Annotated in this window: 18 protein-coding genes and 1 pseudogene; 9 read left to right on the forward strand and 10 right to left on the reverse strand. The window is 73.1% G+C overall.

All coding sequences use genetic code 11. The annotated features are described in order from the left end of the window. Positions 1-9: 9 nt before the first annotated feature. Both O7546_RS25780 and O7546_RS25785 read left to right on the forward strand, forming a co-directional pair. The gene (locus O7546_RS25780; RefSeq protein ID WP_194801497.1) at positions 10-327 is read left to right on the forward strand and encodes a hypothetical protein; all 318 of its coding nucleotides are present in this window, start codon (positions 10-12) and stop codon (positions 325-327) included. A 403-nt stretch (positions 328-730) separates the two neighbouring features. Further along, positions 731-1,456 carry a methyltransferase domain-containing protein gene (locus tag O7546_RS25785; protein WP_194801498.1) on the forward strand — a complete coding sequence of 242 codons (726 nt, stop codon included), beginning with the start codon at positions 731-733 and terminating at the stop codon, positions 1,454-1,456. 119 nt (positions 1,457-1,575) lie between these two features. On the opposite strand, the gene O7546_RS25790 is transcribed toward O7546_RS25785, so the two are convergent. Then, on the reverse strand, positions 1,576-2,574 hold the full coding sequence (locus O7546_RS25790; protein WP_194801499.1) for a LacI family DNA-binding transcriptional regulator: 999 nt from the start codon (positions 2,572-2,574) through the stop codon (positions 1,576-1,578). Between the two features lie 150 nt (positions 2,575-2,724). Between O7546_RS25790 and O7546_RS25795 the strand changes: the two genes are divergently transcribed. Next, positions 2,725-4,236 carry an alpha-N-arabinofuranosidase gene (locus O7546_RS25795; RefSeq protein ID WP_281600116.1) on the forward strand — a complete coding sequence of 504 codons (1,512 nt, stop codon included), beginning with the start codon at positions 2,725-2,727 and terminating at the stop codon, positions 4,234-4,236. 135 nt (positions 4,237-4,371) lie between these two features. Here the strand turns inward: O7546_RS25795 and O7546_RS25800 are convergent, their stop codons facing one another. Then, positions 4,372-5,865, reverse strand: a complete 1,494-nt coding sequence (locus O7546_RS25800) for an amino acid permease (RefSeq protein ID WP_281600117.1) — start codon at positions 5,863-5,865, stop codon at positions 4,372-4,374. A 273-nt stretch (positions 5,866-6,138) separates the two neighbouring features. Here O7546_RS25800 and O7546_RS25805 point away from each other — a divergent pair, with 273 nt between their 5' ends. Together O7546_RS25805 and O7546_RS25810 are read left to right on the forward strand one after the other, a co-directional pair. Continuing rightward, complete coding sequence (locus O7546_RS25805; RefSeq protein ID WP_194801502.1) at positions 6,139-7,803, forward strand: family 10 glycosylhydrolase; 1,665 nt, start codon at positions 6,139-6,141, stop codon at positions 7,801-7,803. A 159-nt stretch (positions 7,804-7,962) separates the two neighbouring features. Further along, entirely contained in the window at positions 7,963-8,505 is a 543-nt protein-coding gene (locus O7546_RS25810) for a phospholipase (RefSeq protein ID WP_194801503.1), read from the forward strand. Between the two features lie 151 nt (positions 8,506-8,656). Here O7546_RS25810 and O7546_RS25815 read toward each other — a convergent pair. Both O7546_RS25815 and O7546_RS25820 read right to left on the reverse strand, forming a co-directional pair. Continuing rightward, positions 8,657-11,416, reverse strand: a pseudogene (locus O7546_RS25815) (adenylate/guanylate cyclase domain-containing protein); the annotation flags it as partial. A gap of 155 nt (positions 11,417-11,571) precedes the next feature. Beyond that, complete coding sequence (locus O7546_RS25820) at positions 11,572-11,787, reverse strand: zinc ribbon domain-containing protein (protein ID WP_194801505.1); 216 nt, start codon at positions 11,785-11,787, stop codon at positions 11,572-11,574. A gap of 56 nt (positions 11,788-11,843) precedes the next feature. Between O7546_RS25820 and O7546_RS25825 the strand changes: the two genes are divergently transcribed. The 3 genes from O7546_RS25825 to O7546_RS25835 all read left to right on the forward strand — a co-directional run bounded on the left by O7546_RS25825 (position 11,844) and on the right by O7546_RS25835 (position 17,509). After that, the gene (locus O7546_RS25825; protein ID WP_281600118.1) at positions 11,844-13,061 is read left to right on the forward strand and encodes a murein transglycosylase; all 1,218 of its coding nucleotides are present in this window, start codon (positions 11,844-11,846) and stop codon (positions 13,059-13,061) included. Between the two features lie 67 nt (positions 13,062-13,128). Beyond that, positions 13,129-14,145, forward strand: a complete 1,017-nt coding sequence (locus tag O7546_RS25830; protein ID WP_194801543.1) for a GNAT family N-acetyltransferase — start codon at positions 13,129-13,131, stop codon at positions 14,143-14,145. A gap of 91 nt (positions 14,146-14,236) precedes the next feature. Beyond that, positions 14,237-17,509 (forward strand): lamin tail domain-containing protein, encoded by a 3,273-nt coding sequence (locus O7546_RS25835; protein WP_281600119.1) that lies wholly within the window; start codon positions 14,237-14,239, stop codon positions 17,507-17,509. A 32-nt stretch (positions 17,510-17,541) separates the two neighbouring features. Here the strand turns inward: O7546_RS25835 and O7546_RS25840 are convergent, their stop codons facing one another. The 6 genes from O7546_RS25840 to O7546_RS25865 form a co-directional block, all read right to left on the reverse strand. Beyond that, complete coding sequence (locus O7546_RS25840) at positions 17,542-18,195, reverse strand: helix-turn-helix transcriptional regulator (protein WP_281600120.1); 654 nt, start codon at positions 18,193-18,195, stop codon at positions 17,542-17,544. A gap of 472 nt (positions 18,196-18,667) precedes the next feature. Then, positions 18,668-19,651, reverse strand: a complete 984-nt coding sequence (hemB, locus tag O7546_RS25845) for a porphobilinogen synthase (protein ID WP_281600121.1) — start codon at positions 19,649-19,651, stop codon at positions 18,668-18,670. A gap of 14 nt (positions 19,652-19,665) precedes the next feature. Continuing rightward, positions 19,666-21,246 carry a uroporphyrinogen-III synthase gene (locus O7546_RS25850; protein WP_194801510.1) on the reverse strand — a complete coding sequence of 527 codons (1,581 nt, stop codon included), beginning with the start codon at positions 21,244-21,246 and terminating at the stop codon, positions 19,666-19,668. Then, complete coding sequence (hemC, locus tag O7546_RS25855; RefSeq protein ID WP_194801511.1) at positions 21,243-22,229, reverse strand: hydroxymethylbilane synthase; 987 nt, start codon at positions 22,227-22,229, stop codon at positions 21,243-21,245. The genes O7546_RS25850 and hemC overlap by 4 nt, the downstream gene beginning before the upstream one ends. Continuing rightward, positions 22,226-23,599: a glutamyl-tRNA reductase gene (locus O7546_RS25860; protein ID WP_194801512.1), complete on the reverse strand. Its 1,374-nt coding sequence runs from the start codon at positions 23,597-23,599 to the stop codon at positions 22,226-22,228. Before O7546_RS25860 ends, hemC begins: the two co-directional genes overlap by 4 nt. Beyond that, positions 23,596-24,366 (reverse strand): redox-sensing transcriptional repressor Rex, encoded by a 771-nt coding sequence (locus tag O7546_RS25865; RefSeq protein WP_262013169.1) that lies wholly within the window; start codon positions 24,364-24,366, stop codon positions 23,596-23,598. The genes O7546_RS25860 and O7546_RS25865 overlap by 4 nt, the downstream gene beginning before the upstream one ends. Positions 24,367-24,755: 389 nt before the next feature. Between O7546_RS25865 and O7546_RS25870 the strand changes: the two genes are divergently transcribed. Continuing rightward, the gene (locus O7546_RS25870) at positions 24,756-26,060 is read left to right on the forward strand and encodes a sensor histidine kinase (protein WP_281600122.1); all 1,305 of its coding nucleotides are present in this window, start codon (positions 24,756-24,758) and stop codon (positions 26,058-26,060) included. Positions 26,061-26,119: the final 59 nt, after the last annotated feature.

A 26,119-nucleotide genomic window follows, 5' to 3' on the forward strand; every position in this document is an offset into this window, starting at 1 on the left:
AATGAGCGCATGCTCAAGTGGGAGTACGCGCTGCTGGTCCGCCGCCGCCAGGCCGCCGCCACCGACGCCGGGTGGGAGGTCGTCTTCATCTGGTACGGCCCGGACGGCTCCATGATCGACGTGACGCCGTACGGCGACACCGCGCTGGCCCACCTGAACCGGGCCGGTGACCAGGGCTGGGAACTGGTCGCGATGAGCGAGGACCCGTCGCTGCCGGGCAACAACGAGTTGCACCGCTACCACCTCAAGCGCCCGAAGGCAGCGGCCGCCCAGCCGCGCCAGCGCATTCGAGGCTCCCGCACAGTCCGCCGAACCCTCTCCCCCTGACTCGCCTTCCTCTCTCCCCTCCCGCCGCTGATCTTGCAGTGACGGCCCTCGCCTGCCCCTTTCGCGAGCTTGGTCCGGGCCGCAACTCCATGATCGACGAGGCGCAGCCCAGACCCCCGCCATCGCCGCGCACAACCCGACCCGAGACCGGCGGTGATCAAGGAGTTTGGGTCCATCCACGCCCGAGTCGCGGGAGATCTTGGAAGGAAAGTGCCCCCATAGGGGCCGAAATCTTCCAAGATCTCAGGCACACGCCGGTGGTCGGACGGAGGGCTGGGGCGCGATTGGGCGGGCGGGGCCGACGCGGGCGGGGCGCGGTTGAGCGGGGGGCCGGGGTGGACGGAGGCGTGCTGGCGGGGTATATCGGGGCGAATCGGGGGTAACGGGCCGCCGGAGGTGGCGCATGGTGGCGATGGGGCAGACCGCGCTCTCGGGTGAGCGACTCCGGCAGACCGACGGCTTCCTCGCCGAGGCGTGGGCCGACATGGTCCGGCACGACGAGCGGCTGCGCGGAACAGCGGTCGAGGTGCGCTTCGACCGGGGGGTGGCGCACCTGACCGGCGAGGTCGCCGACCCGGAGCAGCTACGGCTGGTACGGGAGCTGATCGGCCGGCTGTCCGGCGTACTCGGGGTCTGGTGCCGGGTCACAGTGGCCGGGCGGGCGCCGGTGGTGGTCGACCTGGGCTGCGGCGCGACCAAGCAGTGGCCGGGCAACCTGGGGCTGGACATCTACCCGGCGCCGGGCGTGAACGCGGTCGCCAACCTGGCCGGCTCGCTGCCGCTGCGCGACGACTCGGTGGACGTGTTCTTCGCGGTGCACATCGTCGAGCACCTGATCGACTTCCTGCCGCTGTTCGACGAGTGCCACCGGGTGCTGCGGCCCGGCGGGGTGCTGCACGTGATGAGCCCCTGGTGGCGGCACGTCAACGCGGTGGCCGACCCGACGCACGTACGCCTGCTCGACGTGCAGACGTTCAAGGGCATCTGCGGTCAGCGCCCACCCGGTACGCCGCGCTGGTATCCGCTGCACGTCGGCTGCGACGGCGCCTCGATCTTCGCCGACCTGACCCCCCTGCCGCCGGACGCCCCCGCCCCACCCCCGTCCCACCTGGCCCGCTTCTTCGACTGACCCTCGCCGACCACCCCCAGGACCACCCCCAGGACCACCCCGTCGATCATGAAGTTGGCGGCACTCAAGGAGATCGACTTCGCCGTCAACTTCATGATCGACGGGGACGAGAACGCGGGTTAGGCGGACTCGCGCAGGGCCAGGTGGTGGGGGGCCACCAGTTCGCGCGGTGGGGAGTCGCGGTCGGGGCCCAGGCGGCCCGCCAGGAGCTCTACCGCGAGGCGGGCGATGCGTTCCTTGTCGGGGGCGACAGTGGTCAGCGTCGGGATCGAGAAGCGGCCGTCCTCGATATCGTCGAAGCCGGCCACCGCGACGTCCTCGGGCACGCGCAGGCCCATCTCGTGCAGGGCACGCAGCGCGCCGAGCGCGAGCGTGTCGTTGAAGCAGAAGACGGCGTCGGGGCGTACCCCCGTGGTGAGCAGGTGCCGCATGGCGGCGGCGCCGTCCGCGCGGTGCCAGGCCGGCGCGGGCGCCACCAGGCGCTCGTCGTACGCGATGCCGGCCTCGGCCAGCGCGGCGGTGTAGCCGGCCAGGCGGAGGCGGGCGCTCGCGCCCTCGGGGGTCCGCCGGGAGCCGATCGCGGCGATCCGGCGGCGGCCGAGCCCGAGCAGGTGGGCGGTGATCTCGCGGGCGGCGGCCACGTTGTCGATCATGACGTGGTCGGCAGGGCCGTGGTCGACGCGTTCGCCGAGCAGCACCACGGGCAGGCCGGCCAGCGCGGCGAGGTCGTCGGCGGTGAGCGCGAGCGGGCTCAGGATCAGGCCGTCGATCATGTGGTCGCCGATCCCGCTGGCGGCCTTGCGCTCCCGCTCGGAGCGACCACCGGTCTGGTCGATCAGGACCGTCCAGCCGTGGTCGGCGGCGGCGGTGACGACGTGCCGGGCCAGCTCGGCGAAGTAGGGGATGTCCAGTTCGGGTACGGCCAGCGCGATCACCCCGGTGCGGCCCTTGCGCAGGTTGCGAGCAGAAAGGTTGGGCCGGTAGTTGAGCGCGGCGATGGCCTCCTCGACGCGGGCCCGGGTGTCGGCGCGCACGTGCTGGTAGCCGTTGACGACGTTGGAGACGGTCTTCACCGACACTCCGGCGCGCTCCGCGACGTCCTTGAGCCTGTGCCGCACTGCACTTCCTTCCGGTGAACGCTGGCCGCACTGTACCGCGCCACGGCGACGCAACTGCCTCTTTACACGGGCGCTTACAACGTTGTACAAACCACTGACAACGGAGTGACAGCGGTCACCCGAACCAGCAGCGAGGGAGAGGTTGCCATCGTGCCGAACGCGCAGCTCACGATCGATCCGGCGTTCCGGGTCGCGCCAGCGGATCGCCGGATCTTCGGCTCCTTCGTCGAGCACATGGGCCGCTGCGTCTACGGCGGGGTGTACGAACCGGGCCACCCCACAGCCGACCGGCGAGGGCTGCGGCGCGACGTGCTGGACCTGACCCGTGAGCTGGGCGTCTCCGTGGTCCGCTACCCGGGCGGCAACTTCGTCTCCAGCTACCGCTGGGAGGACGGCATCGGCCCGGTCGGTGACCGCCCGCGCCGGCTCGACCTGGCCTGGAAGACCGTCGAGACAAACGAGTTCGGGCTCGACGAGTTCATGACCTGGGCGGCCGAGGCCGGGATCGAGCCGATGATGGCGGTCAACCTCGGCACCCGCGGCGTGACCGAGGCGCTCGATCTGCTGGAGTACACAAACCACCCGGGCGGCACCCAGATGTCCGACCGGCGCCGCAAGCACGGCGCCGAGCAGCCGTACGGGGTACGGCTGTGGTGCCTCGGCAACGAGATGGACGGGCCGTGGCAGGTCGGGCACAAGACCGCCGACGAGTACGGCCGCCTCGCCGCCGAGACCGCCCGCGCGATGAAGATGATCGACCCCTCGATCAGCCTGGTCGCCTGCGGCAGCTCCGGCCGGGGCATGCCCACGTTCGCCGCGTGGGAGGCGACGGTGCTGGAGCACACCTACGAGCACGTCGACTACATCTCCGCCCACACCTACTACGACCCCTCCGACGGCGACCGGGCCAGCCTGCTCGCCTCCGCCGTCGACATGGACGCCTTCATCACCGAGGTCGTCGCCACCGCCGATTACGTGGGCGCCAAGCTGCGGCAGAAGCGCAAGCTGAAGATCTCCTTCGACGAGTGGAACGTCTGGTACCAGTCCCGCCTCCAGTCCGACCTGGACCGGCGTGGCTGGGTCGAGGCGCCGGCGCTGATCGAGGACGACTACACCGCGATCGACGCGGTGGTGGTGGGCGACCTGCTGATCACCCTGCTCCGGCACGCCGACCGCATCGGCGTGGCGTGCCAGGCGCAGCTCGCCAACGTGATCGCCCCGATCCGTACCCGCAACGGCGGTCCGGCGTGGCGGCAGAGCATCTTCCACCCGTTCGCGCTGACCGCCCGGTACGCCCGCGGCACCGTGCTGCGGACCGAGCCCACCGGCCCCACCCACGAGACCCGGCGGTACGGCGACGTGCCCGCGCTGGACACCGTCGCCGTGCACGACGAGGAGACCGGCGCGCTGGCCGTCTTCGCGGTCAACCGCAGCTCGCAGGACGTCCCGCTCGACCTGGACCTGCGCGGCCTGCCCGGCCTGCGAGCCGAGGCACACACCACAGTGGCGGCCGGAACCGACCCGGACGCCACGAACACCGAGGCGGACCCGGAGCGGGTCACACCCCGGGACCTCACCACTCCCGCTGTCGACGGCGGCCGGGTCTCCGTGCTGCTGCCGGCCACCTCCTGGAACCTGCTGCGCTTCGTGCCGGCGCCGTGACACGTCATCCAGGGCGTCTCCCGCAGCGGAAGGGGTGAGCGGGTAAGGAAGGGCCCCTTGTTAACGCCTCCGGTAGGAGAAGGGCCCCTTCTTAACGCCAGGCGTTAAGAAGGGGCCCTTCTTCGGGTGCCCGCCTCAGGGGGTGGGGGCGGGCTCGGGGGTGTCCGAGTGCTCGCGACGGGCGAGCCGGTTCTTGCGGTGGCCGTACCCGAAGTAGATGACCGCGCCGATCAGCATCCAGGCGAGGAACCGCAGCCACGTCTCCACCGACAGGTTCAGGCTCAGGTAGAGGCACGCCAGCGCGGTGAGGATCGGCAGCACGGGCGAGAACGGCACCTTGAACGGCCGTTCCAGGTCGGGGCGGCGCTTACGCAGGACCGGCACCGCGATCGCGACCAGCGTGAACGCGCAGAGCGCGCCGATGCTGACCAGGTCGGCAAGCGCGGACAGCGGCAGGAACCCGGCGAGCAGCGCCACCGCGATCGTCATGATCCCGGCGATCCGGTACGGCGTACCCCAGCGCGGGTGCACCTTCGCGATGGCGGGCGGGATGAGCCCGTCCCGGGCGATGGCGAAGCCGATCCGGCCCATCGCCACCAGGTCGACCAGGATCACGCTGGTGAGCCCGGCGACGGCGGCGATGGAGACGAGCACCGCGGCCCAGCCGGCGCCGACCGCCCGGAACGCGGACGCGATCGGCGCGCCCTCGTCGATCTCGGTGTACTTGACCATGCCGACCACGACCAGCGAGACGCCGATGTAGAGCACCGTCGAGATGAGCAGCGTGCCGAGCAGACCCAGCGGCAGGTCCCGCTTGGGCTTGCGGGTCTCCTCACCCAGGTTCGCCACGGCCTCGAACCCGGTGTACGCGAAGAACACCACGGCGGCGGCGGTGAGCACCCCGACGAAGCCGAAGACGGAGGGCTCCAGCCCGAAGATGGCCTGGGTGACCGGTTGCTTGATGCCGTCGTCCCCGGCCCCGGCCGGCTCGGCGGACGGGATGAACGGGCTGAGGTTGGCCGCCTTGACGAAGAACAGCCCGGCGATGATGACGAAGGCGCAGATCGCCACCTTGACCAGCACCAGCAGGTTGGTGACCCGGGCCGACTCGCGGATGCCGACGATGGCGACCACACCGAGCACCAGCACGATGCCGATCGCGCCGAGGTTGACGACGCTGCCCTCTTCGGCGAACCAGGCGCTGGGCAGGCCGAACAGGTCGGCGAGGTAGCCGGACCAGCCGCGGGCCACCACCGCCGCGCCGAGCGCGAACTCCAGCAGCAGGTCCCAGCCGATGATCCAGGCGACGATCTCGCCCATCGTCGCGTACGCGTAGGTGTAGGCGCTGCCGGCGGTCGGCACGCTGCTGGCGAGTTCGGCGTAGCAGAGCGCGGCGAGCAGCGCGACCAGGCCGGCGATGCCGAACGAGATCACCACGCCGGGCCCGGCGCTGTTGCGCGCCTCGACGCCGGTGAGCGTGAAGATGCCGGTGCCGATCACGATGCCGATGCCGAAGCCCATCAGGTCGACCGCGCCGAGCCGGCGCCGCAGGCCCGGTTTGCCGTCCTCGCCGTCGGCGTCGCCCTGGGCGAGCACGTCGCCGATCGGCTTGGTCCGCAGGACCGACATCTGATCACCTCCCCCGCCGTGTGGCCGCCACGGTGGCGGTCTGTGACCGGGCTAGCTACCCAGCCGTTTTCCGCTCCAATCCCGCACCGCAGGTCTCGGAATCGTCACGATCCGGCCGAGTCGGACGGCGCGGGACATCGATCACCGGTCGGGGTCTTGCGCCGGGCACGGATAGATGAAAGTTTTCTACCGGCGGCATGGATGGCACGGCGAATCTTGCCGTACGCTCCGCCGCCGACCGTCCCCCCGGACCCGACGAAGGGACCGCACCGCATGAAGGCAACTCGGCTGGGAGCCGCCGCGCTGGCCGCGGCGCTGCTCGGCACGCTGGTCGCCGGCACGCCTGCGCAGGCCGCCCCCGGCGACACCGGCACCGCCACTTCCCCCTCCACCGACTGCGTCACCGACCCGGCCACCCCCAAGCGCCAGTTCCGGGCCATGTGGATCGCCTCGGTGACGAACATCGACTGGCCCAGCAAGGACTCCTGGACCGCACCGGACCAGGTGGCCAAGCAGAAGGCCGAATACCTGGCCTGGCTCGACCTGGCCCGCAAGCTCAACCACAACGCCGTCGTGGTCCAGGTCCGCCCGACCGCCGACGCGTTCTGGCCCTCGCCGTACGAGCCGTGGTCGGAGTACCTCACCGGCGTACGCGGCAAGAACCCGGGCTGGGACCCGCTGGCCTTCCTGGTCGCCGAGTCGCACAAGCGCAACCTGGAGTTCCACGCCTGGTTCAACCCGTACCGCGTCTCGATGCCCGCGCCCGGCGGCGCCGGCGCCGACCTGTCGCAACTGGCCCCGGACAGCCCGGCCCGCCAGCACCCCGACTGGGTCTTCGCCTACCCGCCCGCCGGCGTCGCCGGCAGCCGGCTCTACTACAACCCCGGCGTCCCCGAGGTCCGCGAGTTCGTCCAGACCGCGATGATGGACGCGGTCAAGCGGTACGACATCGACGGCGTGCACTTCGACGACTACTTCTACCCGTACCCGAGCGGCACCCACCAGGTGCCCGACGACGCCACGTTCGCGGCGTACAACAGGGGCTTCACCGACAAGGCCGACTGGCGGCGGGACAACATCAACCTGCTGATCCAGGAGATGAACGCCAAGATCAAGGCGGTCAAGCCGCATGTGAAGTTCGGCGTCAGCCCGTTCGGCATCTGGCGCAACGCGTCAGCCGACCCGAACGGCTCGGACACCACCGGCTCGCAGTCGTACGACATCATCTCCGCCGACTCCCGCAAGTGGGTCAAGGAGGAGTGGATCGACTACATCGTGCCGCAGCTCTACTGGTACATCGGCCAGTACCCGGCCGCCGACTACGCCCGGCTGGTGCCGTGGTGGGCCGAGCAGGTGCGCGGCACGCGGGTGCAGCTCTACATCGGCCAAGCCGACTACAAGAGCGGAGACCCGGCGTACGGGTCGTTCTGGATGAACCCGCAGGAGCTGTCGAACCACCTGACGCTCAACCGGTCGTACCCGGAGGTGCTCGGCAACGTGCACTTCTCCGCGGTGCAGGTCCGGGCGAACCGGCTCGGCGCCACCGACATCTACGCCGCCGAGCACTACTCCCGCCCGGCGCTGGTGCCCACCATGACGCACCTGCCGCGCAAGCCGCTGCTGTTCCCGGTGGTCACCAAGGCCCAGCGGGAGGCGGACGGGGTACGCCTGAGCTGGCGGCAGCCGGCCGACGGCAAGGGCCCGCTCGGCACCGCCGCGTCGTACGCGATCTACCGGTTCGACGGGCACGGCCTGGCCGGGCGCTGCGACTTCGCGGACGCCTCGCACCTGGTCGGCACCGTCCGGGCCACCGATGGCGCCGTGCAGTCCTGGGTGGACACCACGGCGGCCGACGGCGCCCGGTACACGTACTACGTGACCGCGCTGGACCGGCTGGCGAACGAGAGCCCGGCGAGCCCGCCGCGCTTCGTCCGCTGATCCACCCCGGATGCCCCCGGGCCGCCTCGCCGGCCCGGGGGCATTCGTCTGTTCAGGCGGATGTCAGCGAGCCGTTCCCCGAGGCATCGCCCCAGCTCACCGATTTGATCGACACTTGTCGACATCCGGAGATCCCGGCCACCACCCCCGGAGGTTCCCGTGTCCCGTCGACTCGCCACCACCCTCGCCGCCGGCGCGCTCGCCCTGCTCACGCTGCTCGGCCTGGCGACACCGGCCGCCGCCGCGGTGAGCACCCAGCAGAAGCTGTCCGTCCTGACCAGTTGGACGCAGACCAGCGCGTCCAGCTACAACGCCTGGAACAGCGCCCGGCAGAACCGGGCGCCCTGGACCGAGTACGGCTTCGACTGGTCCACCGACTACTGCTCGTCCAGCCCGGACAACCCGGTCGGGTTCAACTTCAAGCTCTCCTGCTACCGGCACGACTTCGGCTACCGCAACCACAAGGCGATGGGCGTCTTCTCGTCCAGCAAGTCCCGCCTGGACAGCGCCTTCTACGCCGACCTGAAGCGGGTCTGCGCCACGTACAACGCGGTGGTCCGGCCCGCCTGCTACAGCCTCGCCTGGACGTACTACCAGGCGGTGAGCGTCTTCGGCTCGGTCGCCGCCGTGTCGCAGGCCGACCTCGACCGCGCCGCCCGGATGAAGGCCGACGCCCAGCGCCGCGCCGCCGCCCTCACCTGACGCACCGCGCCGGGGAGTCCGCCGCCCGGCGGGCTCCCCTCCGGCTCACCGGCCGACCGCTGCGCCCGGCCGTCCTCCAGCGCGGTCGGCCCGCTCAGCCGGCTGTGCTGCGTGGCTCGAACGCCGGCCAGGAACCCGGCGGCCGCGCGCCGAACCGGGGCGAGTCGGCGGCCAGGTCCGGGTGCTCGACGTGCAGCGCCAGCGCCGCCACCTCGTCCAGCCGCAGCCCCGTCCCGGCCCCGTAGGCGGCGTCGAACGCCTCGTCGCCGAGCACCCGCCGCAGTTCCGCCTGCCGGGCCGACCAGTACGGGCCGTATATCCCCGGCGTGGCCCGCAGGTTCGCCCGGGTGGCCTGCGCCGCCCCGAACAGCCGGGCCGCCGCCAGCGCGTCCCCGGCGAGCGCGCAGCGCACCGCTATCGCGTTTATCGTGTCGCAGGCCCGGCCCAGGTAGCCGTGGCTCATCCGGGACCGCAACGCCACCAGCAGGTGCTCGTGCGCGGCGACCAGATCACCCCGGGCCAGGGCCACCATGCCGAGCAGCATGTCCACCGACCGGCCGCCCCGCTCGGCCGGCCGGGCCGCCTCGACCGGACGGGCCGCGGCGAGCAGGTCGGCCGCCTCGTCCAGCGCACCCCGGCGCCAGAGCAGCTCGGCGAGGTTGTAGACGGCCAGCAGCGCGTCCCCCACCACGTCCTGCGCGTACGCCCAGTCGATCACCTCGCGGCAGATCCGCTCCGCCTCGGCGAACTGCCCCATGTCGACGAGCGGCGCCGCGCGCCCGGCCAGCACCCGGGCCAGCAGCCCCCGGTCACCGGACTGCCGGGCGGCCGCCTCGGCCCGCTGCGAGTACCGCAGCTCCTCGCCGAACTCGCCGTCCGCGCCCGCGTGCAGCGAGTGCATGTGATACGCGGCCGCCAGTTCGGCGTCCGGCATCGGCTCGCCGGTCTCGGCGAGCCGGCCGTAGAGCCGGAACAGCCAGAGCCGCCCCTCCCGGGCCAGGCCGCGCTCCCGCCACCACTGATCCAGGTCACCGGCGAGCGACAGGCCCGACCGGGCGCTGCCGCCGGTGGCACACCAGCGCAACGCGGCCCGCAACTCGTTGGCCAGCGGGTCGAGCGCGTACAGGGAGAGCGTCACCGGGCGGCCGTCCGGGCCCAGGTGCGCCCGGTCCAGCGCGTGCCGGCACCAGGCGACGTGCCGGTCCCGGGCGCTCTGCTCCTCGCCGGCCTCGACCAGCCGCCGCGCGGCGTACGCCCGGATCGGGTCGAGCATCCGGTAGGTGCTGCCGGAGGCGTGCGGCTCGGCCAGCACCATCGACTTGTCCACGAGCACCGAGAGCGGGTCGAGCGGATCCTCGTCGAGCAGCCACTGCACGGTCGGCAGGTCCACCGGCCCGGCGAACACCGCCATCCAGCGCAGCAGCCGCGCCGAGCGCGCGCCGAGCGTCCGGTACGACCAGGTCACAGTGGCCTGGATGGTCAGGTGCCGCTCGCTCGCCGACCGCTGCACCGCTCGTGTCGCCGGGGTGGGCGGTGCAGCGCCGGTAGCGGCGGCCACCAGGTCCACCGTGTCCTGCTGGTTGCCGCTCCAGCCCGCCTCCACCGGTGGCGGTTCCGCCGTCTCCCGCCCGGCGTCGAGCGTGCCCAGCATGTCGTCCAGCCGCTCGGCCAGCTGCCCGGCCGAGAGCACCCTCAGCCGGGCGGCGGCAAGCTCTATGGCCAGCGGCAACCCGTCCAGGCGGCGTACCACCCGGTGCAGGTCGGCCTGCTCGGCCGGCTCCGGCGCCCGGCCGCCGCGGGCCACTGCGGTACGGTCCAGCAACAGCGCCACCGCGTCGCTCCCACCACCGTCGGGGCCCTCGTCCACCGACAGCGGCGGTATCCGCCACACCACTTCGCCGGGTACGCCGAACGACTCCCGGCTGGTCGCCAGCACCCGCACACCCCGGCCACCGGCGAGCAGCCGGCCGATCACCTCGGCCGACGCGGCGGTCTGGGCGTCGCAGGTGTCGAGCAGCACGAGCATCCGGCGCGGCGCCGCGTACTCGACGAGGGTGTCGACCATCGGCCGGCCGGGCTCCGGGCGCAGGCCGAGCACGGCGGCGATCTCGAACGCCACCAGTCCCGGGTCGGTCACCGCGGCGATGTCGACGAACCAGACGCCGTCCGGGTAGTCCTCGACTATCCCGGAGGCCAGCTCCACCGCCAGCCGCGTCTTGCCGGCGCCGCCCGCGCCGAGCACCGTCACCAGGCGGTACGCCTCGACCAGCCGCCCCAGCTCGGCGCGCTCGGCCTGCCGGCCGACGAACGAGGTGACCTGGGTGGGCAGGTTGTGCGCCGTCGCGTCGGCGGTACGGGGACGCGGGAACCGCCGCTCCAACCCGGGCGCGACGAGCTGGAACAGCCGCTCCCGGTCGTCGAAGCCGCGCAGCCGGTGCAGTCCGAGGTCCAGCAGGGACACCCCGTCCGGCAGCGGGTCGGCGTGCCGGGCGGTGGCGGCCGAGCACAGCACCTGCCCGCCGTGCGCGGCGGCGGCCACCCGGGCGGCCCGGTGCACCTCGGGGCTGGCGTACTCGCCGTCGCGGGGCTCGGCGTAGCCGGTGTGCAGTCCCATCCGTACCCGGGGGGTGGCGTCCGGGTTGGGCCACTCGTGCCCGGCGAGCGCGCGCTGCGCGGTCAGGCAGGCGCGGACCGCGGCGGCGGCGTCGGGGAACGCGAGGAAGAACGAGTCCCCCTCGGTCAGCAGCTCGGCTCCGTCGGTGCCGGCCAGGGTGTCGCGCAGCAGCCGCCGGTGCTCGTGCAGGACCGGGCGGTAGACCGGGCCGAGCATCCGGGCCAGCCGCGTCGAGCCCTCGATGTCGGTGAACACGAAGGTCACCCACCCGCTGGGGAGGTGGTGTCCTTGCGACATACGTCGAACCTCCGCCCGGTGACGTCGGGTTCATGCTGCCCTATGGTCGTGCCGTCACGCATCGTGAGAACGGCTGGGCAGATTCCGCCCCAAGGTGCCAAAAGATCACACCGGCGGCAAGACCCCGATCGACCCGCGGGACGGAAGGCGGAAAGTCAGCAGCCGCAGGAGCCGCCGCAGCAACCACCGCCGCTGGGAATCCCACCACTCGGGGCGGAGCCGCCCCGTCCGGTGACGGCCACCGTGGACAGCAGTTTCACCGTGTCGGCGTGGCCCTGCGGGCAGGCGGCCGGCTGCGCGGCCTCGGCCATCGGACGGCTGACCTCGAAGGTGTCGCCGCAGGCGCGGCAACGGAACTCGTACCGGGGCATGTCCCAAGCGTACGGCCGGGCCTGACGTCGCCACCCGGATGGGTGATACTCGACGGGTGGTGGACGGCGAACGGCGAGCGACGGCCCGGCCCCTGCGACCCGCCGCGCCACCCGACGACGGCACCCTCGCCATCCCGCGGCCCCGCAAGGCCGGCGCCGAGTCGGTCGGGAAGCCGCAGATAAAGCCGGACGCCGAGCCCGACGCGGACGCCGAGCCCGATGAGAAGCCGCAGCCAGAACCGGGCGCGAAGGCAGACGCCGAGCCCGGGTCGGGCGGGGACGAGCAGCCGGATTCCGCACCGGAGACGAAGGCCGAGGCGGCGGCCGAGAGCGGCGGGCGGCGTCGGCGGATGCCGTTCGCGCACGCCGTCCGGACGCGCCCGAGGCAGCTCGTCGTCGGCGCCGCCCGGGGCACCCGTGCCTGGTCCCGGCGGCCCGGCGGGCGCACCACGCTGCCCGCGCTGTTCCTGCTCGCCCTGGTCGCCGCCGCCGCCACCGCCGGTGCGGTGGTCGTGCCGGCGGCGGTCGACCGGCCGGAGACGGTCGCCGAGGCCACGCCGTCGCAGAGCGTGCCGCAGACCGCGGCGGCGCCCGCCACGCCGCCGTTGCCGGAACTGACCGGCCTGCCCGGCACCGCCGCGCCCACCGGCACGCCGCTGCCCGGTGCGACCACCGCCCCGGTGCTGCCCGCCGGGCGCCCGGCCGACGCGCTCACCGGCTGGGCGCAGCGGGTCAGCGCGGTGACCGGCGTCCCCGTGGTGGCGCTCCAGGCGTACGCGTACGCCGAACTGGTGCTCGCCCAGACCAACCGTGGGTGCCAGCTGAGCTGGACCACGCTGGCCGCCATCGGGTACGTCGAGTCGCGCCACGGCGCGGCGAACGGCGCCACGCTGCAGGCCGACGGCCGGGCCCTGCCGGAGATCAGGGGAGAGCCGCTCGACGGGCAGGGCGGCCGGTCCCGCATCCTCGACACCGACCAGGGGCTGCTCGACGGCGACCGGGTCCACGACCGGGCGCTCGGACCGATGCAGTTCATCCCCACCACCTGGCAGGAGATCGGCGCGGACGCGGACGGCGACGGGGTGAAGAACCCGCACGACATCGACGACGCGGCGCTGGCCGCCGGGCTCTACCTGTGCAAGGGCGGCCGGAACATGACCATCCCGGGTGACTGGTGGGGCGCCATCCTGTCCTACAACGATGTGCGTCGGTACGCCCAGGCCGTCTTCGACAAGGCCGACGAGTACGGCAGGCTCAGCCGCAACGTGAGGTGACGGCTCGCGTACATTCGCGGACTGAACCCTTCCCCCCGGCTGCCGTTGACGGCAAGCTAGACGGGTGATGGTGCGCGAGTGGGATCCCAGGACCGCGTCGTCCGCCGAGATCGCGTCCCTGCTGGACACGCTGAACGCGGTCCTGGCGGCCGATCTGCCGCAGGACCCGCCTTGGCGGGAGAGCTCCATGCGGGAGTATCTGTCCGAGGTGATGCCCGGCGAGCGGCGGATCTCGTGGGTCGCGCAGGACGACGCCGCCCCGGACGGCACGCCCGGCGCGATCCTCGGGCATGTGCACGTGCTGCTGCTCGGCGGCATCGGCGTGCTCGAGGTGCTGGTGCACCCGGCAGTCCGGCGCAGCGGGATCGGCCGTGAGCTGGTGCGGGTGGCCGCCCGCCGGGTCTGGGACGAGGGCTTCCAGTCGATCGGCGTGGAGGTGGTCGGCGACACCCCGGCCGTGGGGTTCTACGAGTCGCTGGGCTTCACCCGCGACTACGTGGAGACCCGCAGCGTGCTCGACCTGCGCTCGGTGGACTGGCCGGCGCTCACCGAGATGGCCGCCGAGGTCGGCGCGGGCTACCGCGTGGAGTTCTGGCCGGGTGGCCCGCCGGACGAACTGATCGAGGCGTACGCGCGGGCCAAGGCCGAGGTGCGCGACTCCGACGACGTGGAGCTGCGGCCCAGCTCCTACGACCCGGACCGGCTGCGCGACAGCCTCGCCACGCTGCACCGGCGCGGCATGAAGCCGTACATCGTGCTGGCGTTGCACGAGCAGACCGGCGAGGTGGCCGGATTGACCGAGGTGGTGGTGCCGGCGCAGCACCCGACCCGGGCCGACCAGTACGACACGATCGTCGTCCACGACCACCGCGGCTACGGCATCGACCGGGCCATCAAGGCGCGGATGCTGCTGGAGCTGCGCTCGGCCGAGCCCGAGGTGGCCGAGGTGCAGACCTGGAACGCGCAGGACAACGAGTCGATGCTGAAGGTCAACGCCGAGCTGGGCTACCGCCCCGACCGCGACTGGTGCGAATACGGTGTGGACGTCGCCGAACTGGTGCACCGGCTGGACAGTCACCGCTGACCGTTCACCGCCCGGCCATCGAAGGGCTGGACGGTGTACCCACGAGAGCCTTAACGTTCGTTAGTTCCTGTCCACCCATCGTGGAGGCCCCATGCGCCCGCGCCGCACCCTCGCCGCGCTCGCGACCACCGCCGCCGTCACCCTCACGGCGATCGCTGTCGCACCCACCGCGGCCAGCGCCGCGCCCACCGACCTCTTCATCTCGGAGTACGTCGAGGGATCGTCGAACAACAAGGCCGTCGAGCTGTACAACGGCACCGGCGCCCCGATCGACCTGGCCGCCGGCGGCTACCAGCTCCAGCTCTTCTTCAACGGCGCCACCACCTCGACCAACGTGGCCCTCACCGGGACCGTCGCCGCCGGTGACGTGTTCGTCTTCGCCGCCGCGGCGGCCGCGCCGGCGATCCTCGCCCAGGCCGACCAGACGTACTCCGGTTCGCTGTTCAACGGCGACGACGCCATAGTGCTGCGCAAGGGCGGCACGGTGGTCGACTCCCTCGGCCAGGTCGGCGTCGACCCGGGCACCGAGTGGGGCAGCGGGCTGACCAGCACCGCCGACAACACGCTGCGTCGCCTGCCCTCGGTGACCGCCGGCGACACCGACCCGGCGGACCCGTTCGATCCGGCCGCGCAGTGGGCCGGCTTCGCCACCGACACGTTCGACGGGCTGGGCAGCCACACCGTCGGCGGCGGCGGACCGGTCGACCAGCCGGCCACCCTGAACTGCGGCGGCGCGCTGACGCTGTCGGCGGGCGCCACCGCGACCCGCGAGGTGACCGCTACCGACGCCGACGACACGATCACCGACCTGGTGGTCACCTCGGTCGTGCCGGTGCCGGCGAGCGGCTCGATCAGCCGTACCGCGTTCACCCCGGCGACCGCCGACGGCGGCACGGCCACCGCGACGCTGACCGCCACCGGCCTGCCTGCGGGTGGCTACGCGGTCACCGTGACCTCCACCGACACCGACGGCGACAGCGCCACCTGCACGCTCACCGTGCAGGCCACCAGCGTGCTGTCGATCGGCGAGGTGCAGGGCCGCACCGCCGGCGACGAGGACGGTCGCACCGACCGGTCGCCGCTCGCGCCGGCCAGCGGCAACGGCACCAGCTCCACGCTGTACGACGTACGCGGCGTCATCACCGGCATGTCGCTGACCCGCAGCTCGGCCGGGGCCGACCAGTGGGGCTTCTACCTCCAGAGCCGGCTCGGCAGCGAGGACGGCGACCCGCTGACCTCCGACGGCCTGTTCGTCTTCATGGGCTCGTTCACCACGCTGATCGGCGGGTACGCCCCGACCGTCGGCGACGAGGTCGTGCTGCGCGGCCGGGTCTCCGAGTACTTCAACCAGACCCAGCTCTCCGGCGCCTCGCTGGTCCGCAAGCTGGACTCCGGCCTCGACGTGGACACCGCCGTCCGGGTCGACGACGCGGTCCCGCCGGCCGAGGCGGCCGCCGCCGACCTGTTCTGGGAGCGGCACGAGGGCGAGCGGATGCGGGTACGCGCCGGCAGCGGCGTGTCCGCGCCCCGGCACATCTACTCCTCCACCGCCGACTCCGAGATCTACGTACTGGACCGCGAGGACCCGATCATGAAGCGGTCCGACCCGTACGCCCGCCGGGTGTTCCGGGACGCGCACCCGCTCGACGACATCCCCGGCACGCTGTTCGACAACGGCAACAACCAGCGCATCCTGCTGGGTGCGGGCGGCGTGAAGGCGACCGCCGGTGACTCCCGGGCGCTGCTGCCCGAGGCGCGCACGTTCGACACGCTCACCGAGGACGCCTACGGCTCCGTCTCGTACGCCTTCAGCAAGTACAGCGTGCAGCCCGAGCAGCTCACCCTGACCGGTGGCGCCGACCCGGCCGCGAACCACCCGCCGCAGCCGGCCGACCGCGGCAGCGAGGTAGCGATCGCCACCTACAACGTGGAGAACCTGTACGACTACCGGGACGACCCGTTCGACGGCTGCGACTTCGCCGGCAACACCGGCTGCCCCGGCGTCAGCCCGCCGTTCGACTACGTGCCGGCGAGCCCGGAGGCGTACGCCGCCAAGCTCGCAGTGCAGGCCCGGCAGATCGTCCAGTCGCTGCACAGCCCGGATCTGATCCTGGTGCAGGAGGCCGAGGACCAGGACATCTGCTCGGTGGTCGACGGCGGGCTCGCCTGCGGCGACACCGACAACGCCGACGGCGCGCCGGACACCGTGCAGGAGCTGGCGCTCGCCATCGCGGCGAACGGCGGCCCGGCGTACGCCGCCGCGTACGACCGGACCGGCGCGGACGCCCGGGGCATCGCCTCGGCGTTCCTCTACCGGACCGACCGGCTGACGCTCGCGGAGGCCACCGCCGCGGACCCGCTGCTGGGCTCCGCCCCGACGGTCCAGTACCGCTCGGCGGCGCTGCCGTCCAACGCCGACGTGCAGAACCCCAAGGCGCTCAACGCGGTGCTGCCGGCCGACGTGGACCGGTCGACCGGGGTGGACGGCAGCAACGTCTACACCCGCGCGGCGCAGGTGGCCCGGTTCACTGTGAAGGCCGGTCCCGGGTCGAGCGAGCGGTTCACGCTCTGGGCGGTCGCCAACCACTTCTCGTCCGGGCCGGACAGCCGGGTCGGGCAGCGCCGTGAGCAGGCCGCGTACGGTGCGGCAATCGTGCAGGCGGTCGAGGCGAGCGATCCGAACGCCCGCGTGGTGTACGGCGGCGACCTGAACGTCTTCCCCCGCCCGGACGACCCGATCGCCACCGCCCAGAACCCGACGCCGTCGGACCAGCTCGCCCCGCTGTACGAGGCCGGGCTGCACAACCTCTGGGACGACCTGGTGAAGGACGCGCCCGCGTCGGCCTACTCGTACACCTTCAGCGGCCAGGCGCAGACGCTGGACAACCTGTTCGTGAACGACCCGATGCACGACGACCTGGTGCAGGTACGGACGGCGCACATCAACGCCGACTACCCGACCGACGCGCCGGAGCTGGGCGACCGGGGTGCCAGCGACCACGACCCGCAGGTGGCCCGGTTCCGGTCGCGCGCCTCGCTGCGGGTCGCGGACACCTCGGTCACCGAGGGCGACAAGGGCACCAGCACGATGACGTTCACCGTCACCGTGTCCCGCCCGCTGTCCGAGCCGGCCCTGATCTGCGCCACCACCTACGGCACCACCGCCCAGGCCGGGTCGGACTACGACCCGTACGTGGGCTGCCGGGTGCTGGCCGCGGGCCGGACCTCGCTGACGTTCCCGGTCACCGTGCGCGGCGACCGTAAGCGCGAGGCGGACGAGAAGCTCACGCTGTACGTGGCCGGCGTGCCGGGCCTGCGGCTGGCCGACCCGTCTGGCGTCGGGACGATCCTGAACGACGACTGAGCGGTGTGCCGCGCGGCGGCCCGTCGATCCCCTCATGGGCGGATCGGCGGGCCGCCGCGGTATCCGCACCTTTGCGGGTCGGGCGGGGGCGGCACGCTCCGGTACTTGGCCACCCGCACCTCCCACTGGCTGCGGCGGCGCAGCCAGTCCCGGACCTCCCGGTTGCGGTAGAACGTCTCCGGCGGGCGGGCCAGCCCGTACCGGTCGGCCCACCACTCCCCCGGCTCGGGGTCGGTGACGATGTCGAGGTGGGACGGGTACCGCCGCTCCGCGCCGTCGCGCAGGTCGGCCCGGTCACGCATCGGCTTGAGCACCCGGCCGGCCTCGTCGACGACCACGAGCCGGAAGCCGGCCGTGCCGACGATGCGCGACAGCATGGCCAGGCTCGGCGTCAGCGTCCCCGCCTCGATACGCCCGATCGTGCTCGGATGCACCCGGGCGAACCGGGCCAGCTCACGCTGGCTGGTGTCGGCCCGGCGACGCACCGCCCGGACGATCCCCGGCGCCGGGAACGGCACGTCGAACGGCTCGGTGAGCAGCGCCGGCCCGCCGTCCGCCGCCGCCGAGGCGGGCGCGACGGATGCGGTGGGCACGCCAGGTGCGCCGGGCGCGGTGGGCGCGGTGGGCGCGGTGGGCGCGGTGGGCGCGGTGGGCGCCTCCGGCTCGGTGTCGGCGATGTCTGTCACGCCGCCCACGGTCCCGTCTCCCGCACCGACCGGGCAACCCCGCTCCCCGCCCTTGTGGAAAACCCGGGATGCGACGTCCAACTCGCATGGCAGCGACCGCCAGCACACACACAGAGTGACTCTTACGCAGAGTTACTGGCTGCCACCAGAGCGAGCGACCCGGCCGCGGCATAAAAGCGACTTAAGCGGACACAAGCCTCGCGATCGCGGCGGCAAGGATAACTACCTCGGCACACTTTGCTCTGCAGCCACCGACGCAGCGCTCACGATTCGTGACAGTTGCGCCAATGGCTGCAGAGCAAAGTCGGCGAGGGGGAAGTGTCCCGCCAGCCGAAAGAATACGCTGAGTGACCGCCTTGGGCTGTGGACAACGTGCGGCGACCACAACGAGGAGGGCGAAACCGGAGGATGGCGAGCCGAGCCCTGCCGCCGCACGTGGCGGCAGCAGACGGACCACCCGGCCGAGCAGTGGTCAGTAACGCTCGCGCAGCAACTGGGCGGCCTCGACGGCCCAGTAGGTGAGGATGATCTGGGCGCCGGCCCGGCGGATCGAGGTGAGCGTCTCCAGTATCACCCGCTCCCGGTCGATCCAGCCGTTCGCGGCGGCCGCCTCGACCATCGCGTACTCGCCGGAGACCTGGTAGGCCGCGACCGGGACGTTCACCGCGTCCCGGACCGCCGACACCACGTCGAGGTAGGGCAGCGCCGGCTTGACCATCACCATGTCGGCGCCCTCGGCCACGTCCAGCTCGACCTCGCGCAGCGACTCGCGCAGGTTCGCCGGGTCCTGCTGGTAGGTGCACCGGTCCCCCTCCAGCGCCGACTCCACGGCGTCGCGGAACGGGCCGAAGAAGGCGGAGGCGTACTTCACCGCGTACGCAAGCACCGAGACGTCCTGGTGCCCGGCGGCGTCCAGCGCCTTGCGGACCACACCGACCTGGCCGTCCATCATCCCGGACGGCCCGACCACGTGGACCCCGGCGGCGGCCTGGGCCACCGCCATGTCGGCGTACGCGGCGAGCGTGGCGTCGTTGTCGACCCCACCGTCCGGGGTGAGCAGACCGCAGTGCCCGTGCGAGGTGAACTCGTCCAGGCACAGGTCGCTCATCACGACAGTCGAGTCACCGACCTCGGCGATCACGTCCCGGATCGCCGTGTTGAGCACGCCGGCCGGGTCGATGCCGCCGGAGCCGGTCTCGTCCCGCGTCTCGGGCACCCCGAACAGCATGATCCCGCCGACCCCGGCCTGGACCGCCTCCGCCGCGGCCTTGCGCAGCGAGTCCCGGGAGTGCTGGAGCACCCCCGGGAGCGACGCGATGGCCCGCGGCTCGGTCAGGCCCTCCTTGACGAACATCGGCACGACCAGCTCGGCCGGGTCGACGCGGGTCTCGGAGGCCAGCCGCCGCACGGCCGCGTTGCGGCGCAGCCGGCGGGGCCGGATCTCGGGGTACGGCATGACGGGGCCTCCTGTCAGCGGAACCGCAGGGCGGTCGGGCCCTGCACCTTGGAGCCCCGGCGCTGCTTCGCCGGCATGGCGGCGAGCTTCTCCCGCAGCTCGACGGCGTAGGCGGCGAGCGCCTCCACCAGGTCGGGTACCGAGGCGTGCGGCGGCTGCACGTCGACGCGCAGGCCGAACTCGGTGGCGGTCTCCGCCGTCTTGGGCCCGATCACTGCAACAACGGTCCGGGCGTGCGGCTTCCCGGCGATACCGACGAGGTTCCGCACCGTGGACGACGAGGTGAACAGCACCGCGTCGAACCCGCCCGACTTGATCGCGTCGCGGATCTCGGCGGGCGGCGGCGCCGCCCGCACGGTCCGGTACGCGGTCACGTCGTCGACCTCCCAGCCGCGCTCGGTGAGCCCGGCGGCAAGCGTCTCGGTGGCGATGTCGGCGCGCGGCAGCAGCACCCGGCCCACCGGGTCGAGGATCTCGTCGTGCGGCGAGAACTCGGCCAGCAGGCCCTCGGAGGACTGCTCCCCGGAGGGGATCAGCTCGGGCTGGATGCCGAAGGCGCGGACGGCTTCGGCGGTGGCGTCACCGATGCAGGCGATCTTCACGCCGCCGAAGTGGCGGGCGTCCAGACCGTGCTCGGCGAACTTCTCCCACACCGCCCGGACCGCGTTCACCGAGGTGAAGATGACCCAGGCGTACCGGCCGTCGACCAGGCCCTTCACGGCCCGCTCCATCTGCGCCGGGGTACGCGGCGGTTCGACCGCGATGGTCGGCACCTCGCACGGGATCGCCCCGTACGCGCGCAGCCGTGCGCTCATCACGCCGGCCTGCTCCTTGGTGCGGGGCACCAGCACCTTCCAGCCGTACAGCGGGCGGTTCTCCCACCAGCTCAGCTTGTCGCGGTCGGTGACTGCGGCGCCGACGGTGAGCACCACCCGGCCGGTGAAGCCGAGCGCCGCCGCGACGAAGGAGTCCACGCTCGACGTGGTGGTGTACTGCGTCTCGCCGGTGCCGTCGCCGGTCACCCCGACCGCTGTGGTGCCGTCGACCCCGGCGGCCAGCAGGCCGTCCCGGACGGCGGCCAGGTCACCGGCGTCCACGGCGAGCGCCAGCGAACCCCGCCCGACGGCGGTGGCGAGCGCCTCGAAGTCCAGCGCGGTGACGTCCTCGACGTCGGCGGCGGTGCGTACGCCCGGCAGCGGGACACCCGCGTAGGTGGCCACGCCCTCGGCCTGGCCGACGCCCGGCACCACCTCGAAGTGCGCGGCGGTACGCGCGACCGCCTGCACCTCCTTGACCACCGAGTCGTGGCCGAACGGGTCACCGGAGACGAGGTGCACGGCGTTCTGCCCGGCCCGGGCCGCGGAGATCAGCACCTTCGCCACGTCCCCCGGTACGCCCTCGGCGGGGCTGAACTCGGCGTCCGGCCGGGCCTGGGCGCGGACGTGCGCCAGGAGCGACTCGGGTACGCCCCGGTCGTAGACCACCTGGTCGGCGTCGACCAGGGCGTCCAGCGCCCGGCGGGTCAGCAGGCCCGGGTCGCCGGGTCCGGCCCCGACGAAGGCGATCTGGCCTACGGGCTTACGGGTGCGGGTCATTCTGTGCTCCCAAGTTGCTGGGTCCCCGGGCCGGCCTGTGCGTCCTGGCCGAGGATCGAGTCGGCGCCGAGTTCGAGGAGTTCGGCGGCGAGTGCCTTGCCGATCTCCGCCGCGTCGGCGGGCGTTCCGGTGCGGGACAGCCGGAGGTCACGCGAACCGTCCGGGCTGATCACCGCACCGCGCAGGTAGATCTCCTGATTGACGTCGCCCTCGTCGGTGGGCTCGCCTTCGGCGAGGACGGCGTACGCGGCCACGGGTGCGCTGCACCCTGCCTCCAGGGTGGCCAGCAGCGCCCGTTCCGCGGTGATCGCGGCACGGGACGGCGCGTGGTCGAGCAGCGCGAGCAGCTCGATCACGTCCTGGTCGTCGGCCCGGCACTCGACGGCCAGCGCACCCTGGGCGGGCGCGGGCAGCATGAGCATCGGGTCGAGCGTCTCGGTGATGACGTCGGCGCGGCCGATCCGGTTGAGCCCGGCGCGGGCGAGCACGACGGCGTCGAGGTCGGCGTCCGGGCCGAGCACCCGGCCGAGCCGGGTGTCGATGTTGCCTCGGATCGGGGTGACCTCCAACTGCATACCCAGCGCGTGCAGCTGGGCGATCCGGCGCAGCGCGCCGGTGCCGACGATGGCGCCGGGCGGCAGCTCGGCGAGCGTACGGCCGTTCGTCGCCACCAGCGCGTCACGCGGGTCCTGCCGGGGCGGTACGGCCGCGACGTGCAGGCCGGGCGCCGCCGCGGTGGGCAGGTCCTTGTACGAGTGGACGGCGAAGTCGATCTCGCGGGCGGTCAGCGCGTCGCGCAGCGCGGACACGAACACGCCGACGCCGAGCCGCTGCACCGGGGCGGTGGACCGGTCGCCGGCGGTCACCACCTCGACCAGCTCGACCGGCCGGCCGGTGGCCGCGGTGAGGGCCTCGGCGACGTGGCCGGACTGGGCCATCGCCAGGGCGCTGCCCCGGGTACCGAGGCGAAGGGGGGCGGTCATCGCGCACCTCCGGTGGGCGGGACGTCGGCGGCGTCGAACGACGGCCGGCCGTCGAGGTCGGTGGCGACCACATCGGGGACGGTGTCGACCGGGGACGTCTGCGGGACGTCCAGGTCGAACAGTTCGCGCAGCAGCGCCGCGTACTGGTCACCGCCGGGCTCGGCGGCGAGCTGGCGGACCCGTACGGTCGGCTGGTGCAGCAGGCGCTGCACGACCCGGTGCACGGTGCGGGCGACCTCGGCGCGCTGGTCGTCGCTTAGGTCGGGGCGGCGCTGGCCGAGCCGGCGCAGCTCGGCGCTGACGACGTCCTCGGCCCGGCCGCGCAGGGCGGCCACCGTCGGCGCGACGTCGGCGCCGCGCAGCCAGCTCAGGAACGCCTCGACCTCACCGGTGACGATCCGGGCCACCTCGGCGGCGTCGGCGGCGGCCGGTCCGTCGGCGAGGACGGCGGCCATCCGGTCGATGTCGATCACCTCGACGCCGGGCAGCTCGTCGACGCCGGGCTCGACGTCGCGCGGGACGGCCAGGTCCAGCAGGACCAGCGGGCCGCGGCCGGCGTCCCGGCGGGCCAGCGCCCGGGTCACCACGTCGCGGGTGAGCACCGGCTCGGTGGCGGCGGTGGCGGCGACCACGACGTCGACGGCGGCGAGCGCGGTGATCAGCTCGGCCATCGGTACGGCGGACGCGCCGTACGACTCGGCGAGCCGGACGGCACGGGCGGCGCCCCGGTTGGTCACGGTGAGCGGGCCGGCGCCCAGCCGGGACAGCGTGGCTACGCCCAGCGACCCCATCGCGCCGGCGCCGACCACCATGGCGGGCCGGCCGGCCAGGTCGCCGTCGAGCAGCTCGGCGGCGAGGTCGAGGGCGGCGGTGACGACGCTCTGCCCGGCCCGGTCGATGTCGGTCTCGGCGTGTGCGCGCTTGCCGACCCGCAGCGCCTGCTGCATCAGCTCGTGCAGCAGGCGACCGGCCGAGTCGGCGCCACCGGCGGAGTGGTACGCGTCGCGGAGCTGGCCGAGGATCTGCGCCTCGCCCACCACCATCGAGTCGAGACCGGCGGCCACCCGGAAGACGTGGTCCACGGCGGCGGCGTCGTAGTGCACGTAGAGGTGCGGTGCGAGCGCCGCGGGCTGGCAGCCGGCCTGGTCGGCGAGGACCGCGCAGATGTCGCCGAGTCCGCCGTGGAACCCGGAGACGGCGGCGTAGACCTCCACCCGGTTGCAGGTGGAGACCAGGACGGCCTCGGCGACGTACGGCTGGGCGATCAGGCGGTCCAGCGTGCGGGTGAGGTCGGCGGGCGGGACGGCCAGCTGTTCCAGGGTGGCGACCGGGGCGGTGCGGTAGGACGCGCCGACGACGAGCAGTTTCACGTGCCGATCGCCTCCTGGGTGTCGGTTGCCGCGAGTCCGCCGGGCAGGGCGGTGAGGGCGGACCCGCCGGTGGCGGGGAGCGCGGTCAGCGATGCCTTGCGGTGCTCGTGGAAGGACAGGATCTGCAGCTCGATGGCGAGGTCGACCTTGCGCACGTCGACCCCGTCCGGAACCGAGAGTACGCACGGCGCGAAGTTGAGGATGCTCGTCACGCCGACGGCGACCAACTGGTCGGCGACCGCCTGGGCGGCCGGGGCGGGCGTGGCGATGACGCCGATCGAGATCGACTCCTCGGCGACGATCCGGGGCAGCTCGTCGACGTGCCGTACGACCAGGCCGTTGATCACTTCGCCGACGCGGGACCGGTCGGCGTCGACGAGCGCGGCGATGCGGAATCCGCGGTTGGCGAAACCGTCGTAGCCGGCCAGGGCGTGACCGAGATTACCCACGCCGACGAGCGCGACGGCGCGGCACTGGGTGAGCCCGAGCACCGAGGAGATCTGGTCGACGAGCAGCGCGACGTCGTAGCCGACGCCGCGGGTGCCGTACGAGCCGAGGTGGGACAGGTCCTTGCGGAGCTTCGCGGAGTTGACGCCCGCGGCGTTCGCCAGGCCCTCGCTGGACACCGTCTCATGCCCGGCGTCGGCGAGTGCGTGCAGCGCACGCAGGTATTCCGGGAGCCGGGACACGGTCGCCTCGGGCAGGTCCGGAAGTGCCGGTACGGCACCGGTGCGACCGGGCGCGCCTGGTTGACGGTGCTGGCTCATGAGACTCCGTGCGGTGCGATCCTCGACCAGCGACGGGGGCCGGTCGTTTCGGGACTCCCGCTGGCGACCGAGATTGCCGGCTGTGCTAGCAGGGCGCGTCGGAACTACAGAGTAGGTGTTTGTGAAGGGGTGCACAAATCGCGATCTTGAAAGCTCGCGACGCGCCTTCACCTGCCCCTCCATTCCCGCAAGATCGATCAACCGCGTCTCTCGGCGGCGCGTGGCGATTATTGCTCAATCCAGACTTCCCTGACCAATCGCGCGGGGCCCGTAGCGCTCCGTGACCGGCGTGGCGAGGCGAGTCTCACGTTTTCAGTAGGGAGAACCCCACCCCGAAGAGGCCAGCGTGCGGGATGGGTGGGCGGGGCACGCGCCCATAGCCTCGACTCATGACCGCAGCACCACCGGCCACCGCGCCCACTCCGCTGTCCCCCGTCCACGGGCTCCTGCGCCGCCTCGCCCGCGACACCACCTACGTGCTCGTGGGCCTCCCGCTGGCGATCGTCAGCTTCGTGCTCGCCGTGGTGGGGATCGCACTCAGCGCCGGGCTGCTGGTGACCACGCTCGGCCTGCCGATCCTCGCCGGCTTCCTCTACGCGGCCCGCGGGCTGGCCGACATCGAGCGGCTGCGGCTCGCCGGGGTGCTGGACCGGCCCCGGGTACGCCCGGTCTACCGGACCCCCGAGCCGGGCGCCGGGTTCTGGCGCCGCGTGTTCACCCCGATCCGGGACGCGCAGTCGTGGCTGGACCTGCTGCACGCGTTCGTCCGGCTGCTCGTCGCGCTACCCACGTTCGTGCTGCTCGTGGTCTGGTGGGTGCTGGCGCTGGGCGGCACGCTCTACGTCGTCTACGACTGGGCCATCCCGCGCGGCGTCGACGACCAGGACCTGAGCCAGCTCCTCGGGATGGGTGACGGCGCGGGCGCGCGGATCGCCCTGAACACCGCTATCGGGGTGTTCGCCCTGTTCACCCTCCCGCTGGTGGCGCGCGGCTGCGCCCGGCTCCAGGCCGGGCTGGCGTACTCGCTGCTCACCGGCGTGGCCGAGATGCGGCAGCGGATCATCACGCTGGAGGAGCAGAAGCGGGCCGCCGCCTCGGCCGAGGCGGTCGCGCTGCGCCGGCTGGAGCGCGACATCCACGACGGCCCGCAGCAGCGGCTGGTCCGGCTCGCCATGGACCTCGGCCGGGCCCGCCACCAGCTCGCCGCCGACCCGGAGGCGGCCCGGCAGACGCTCGACGAGGCGGTCGCGCAGACCCGGGAGACGCTGGACGAGCTGCGCGCCCTGTCCCGGGGCATCGCGCCGCCGATCCTGGTCGACAGGGGGCTGCCCAGCGCGCTCGCCGCGCTCGCCGCCCGCGCGCTCGTACCTACCGAGCTGGCCGTGGACGACGACCTGGGCACCGCCGCCGGACGGCTCGACCCGGGGCTGGAGAGCACCGCGTACTTCGTGGTGGCCGAGGCCCTGACGAACGTCTCGAAGCACAGCCGGGCGAACACCTGCCGGGTGGAGGTCACCCGGAAGGTGGGCCGGCTGGAGATCACCGTCACCGACGACGGCGCCGGCGGCGCGCACCTGGCCAAGGGCCACGGGCTCAGCGGCATCGCCGACCGGGTCCGGGCGGCCGGCGGCACGCTCGAGGTGGACAGCCCGGCCGGCGGCCCGACCCGGGTCCACGCCGAACTGCCGAGGTGACGCGGCGCGCCCGGCATCCGGACCGCCGGCCCGGCGCCGGGTCCGGGCGTGATAGACAC

The sequence above is a fragment of the Micromonospora sp. WMMA1976 genome (assembly GCF_027497335.1).
In the GTDB taxonomy this organism is placed as follows: Bacteria; Actinomycetota; Actinomycetes; order Mycobacteriales; family Micromonosporaceae; genus Micromonospora; species Micromonospora aurantiaca.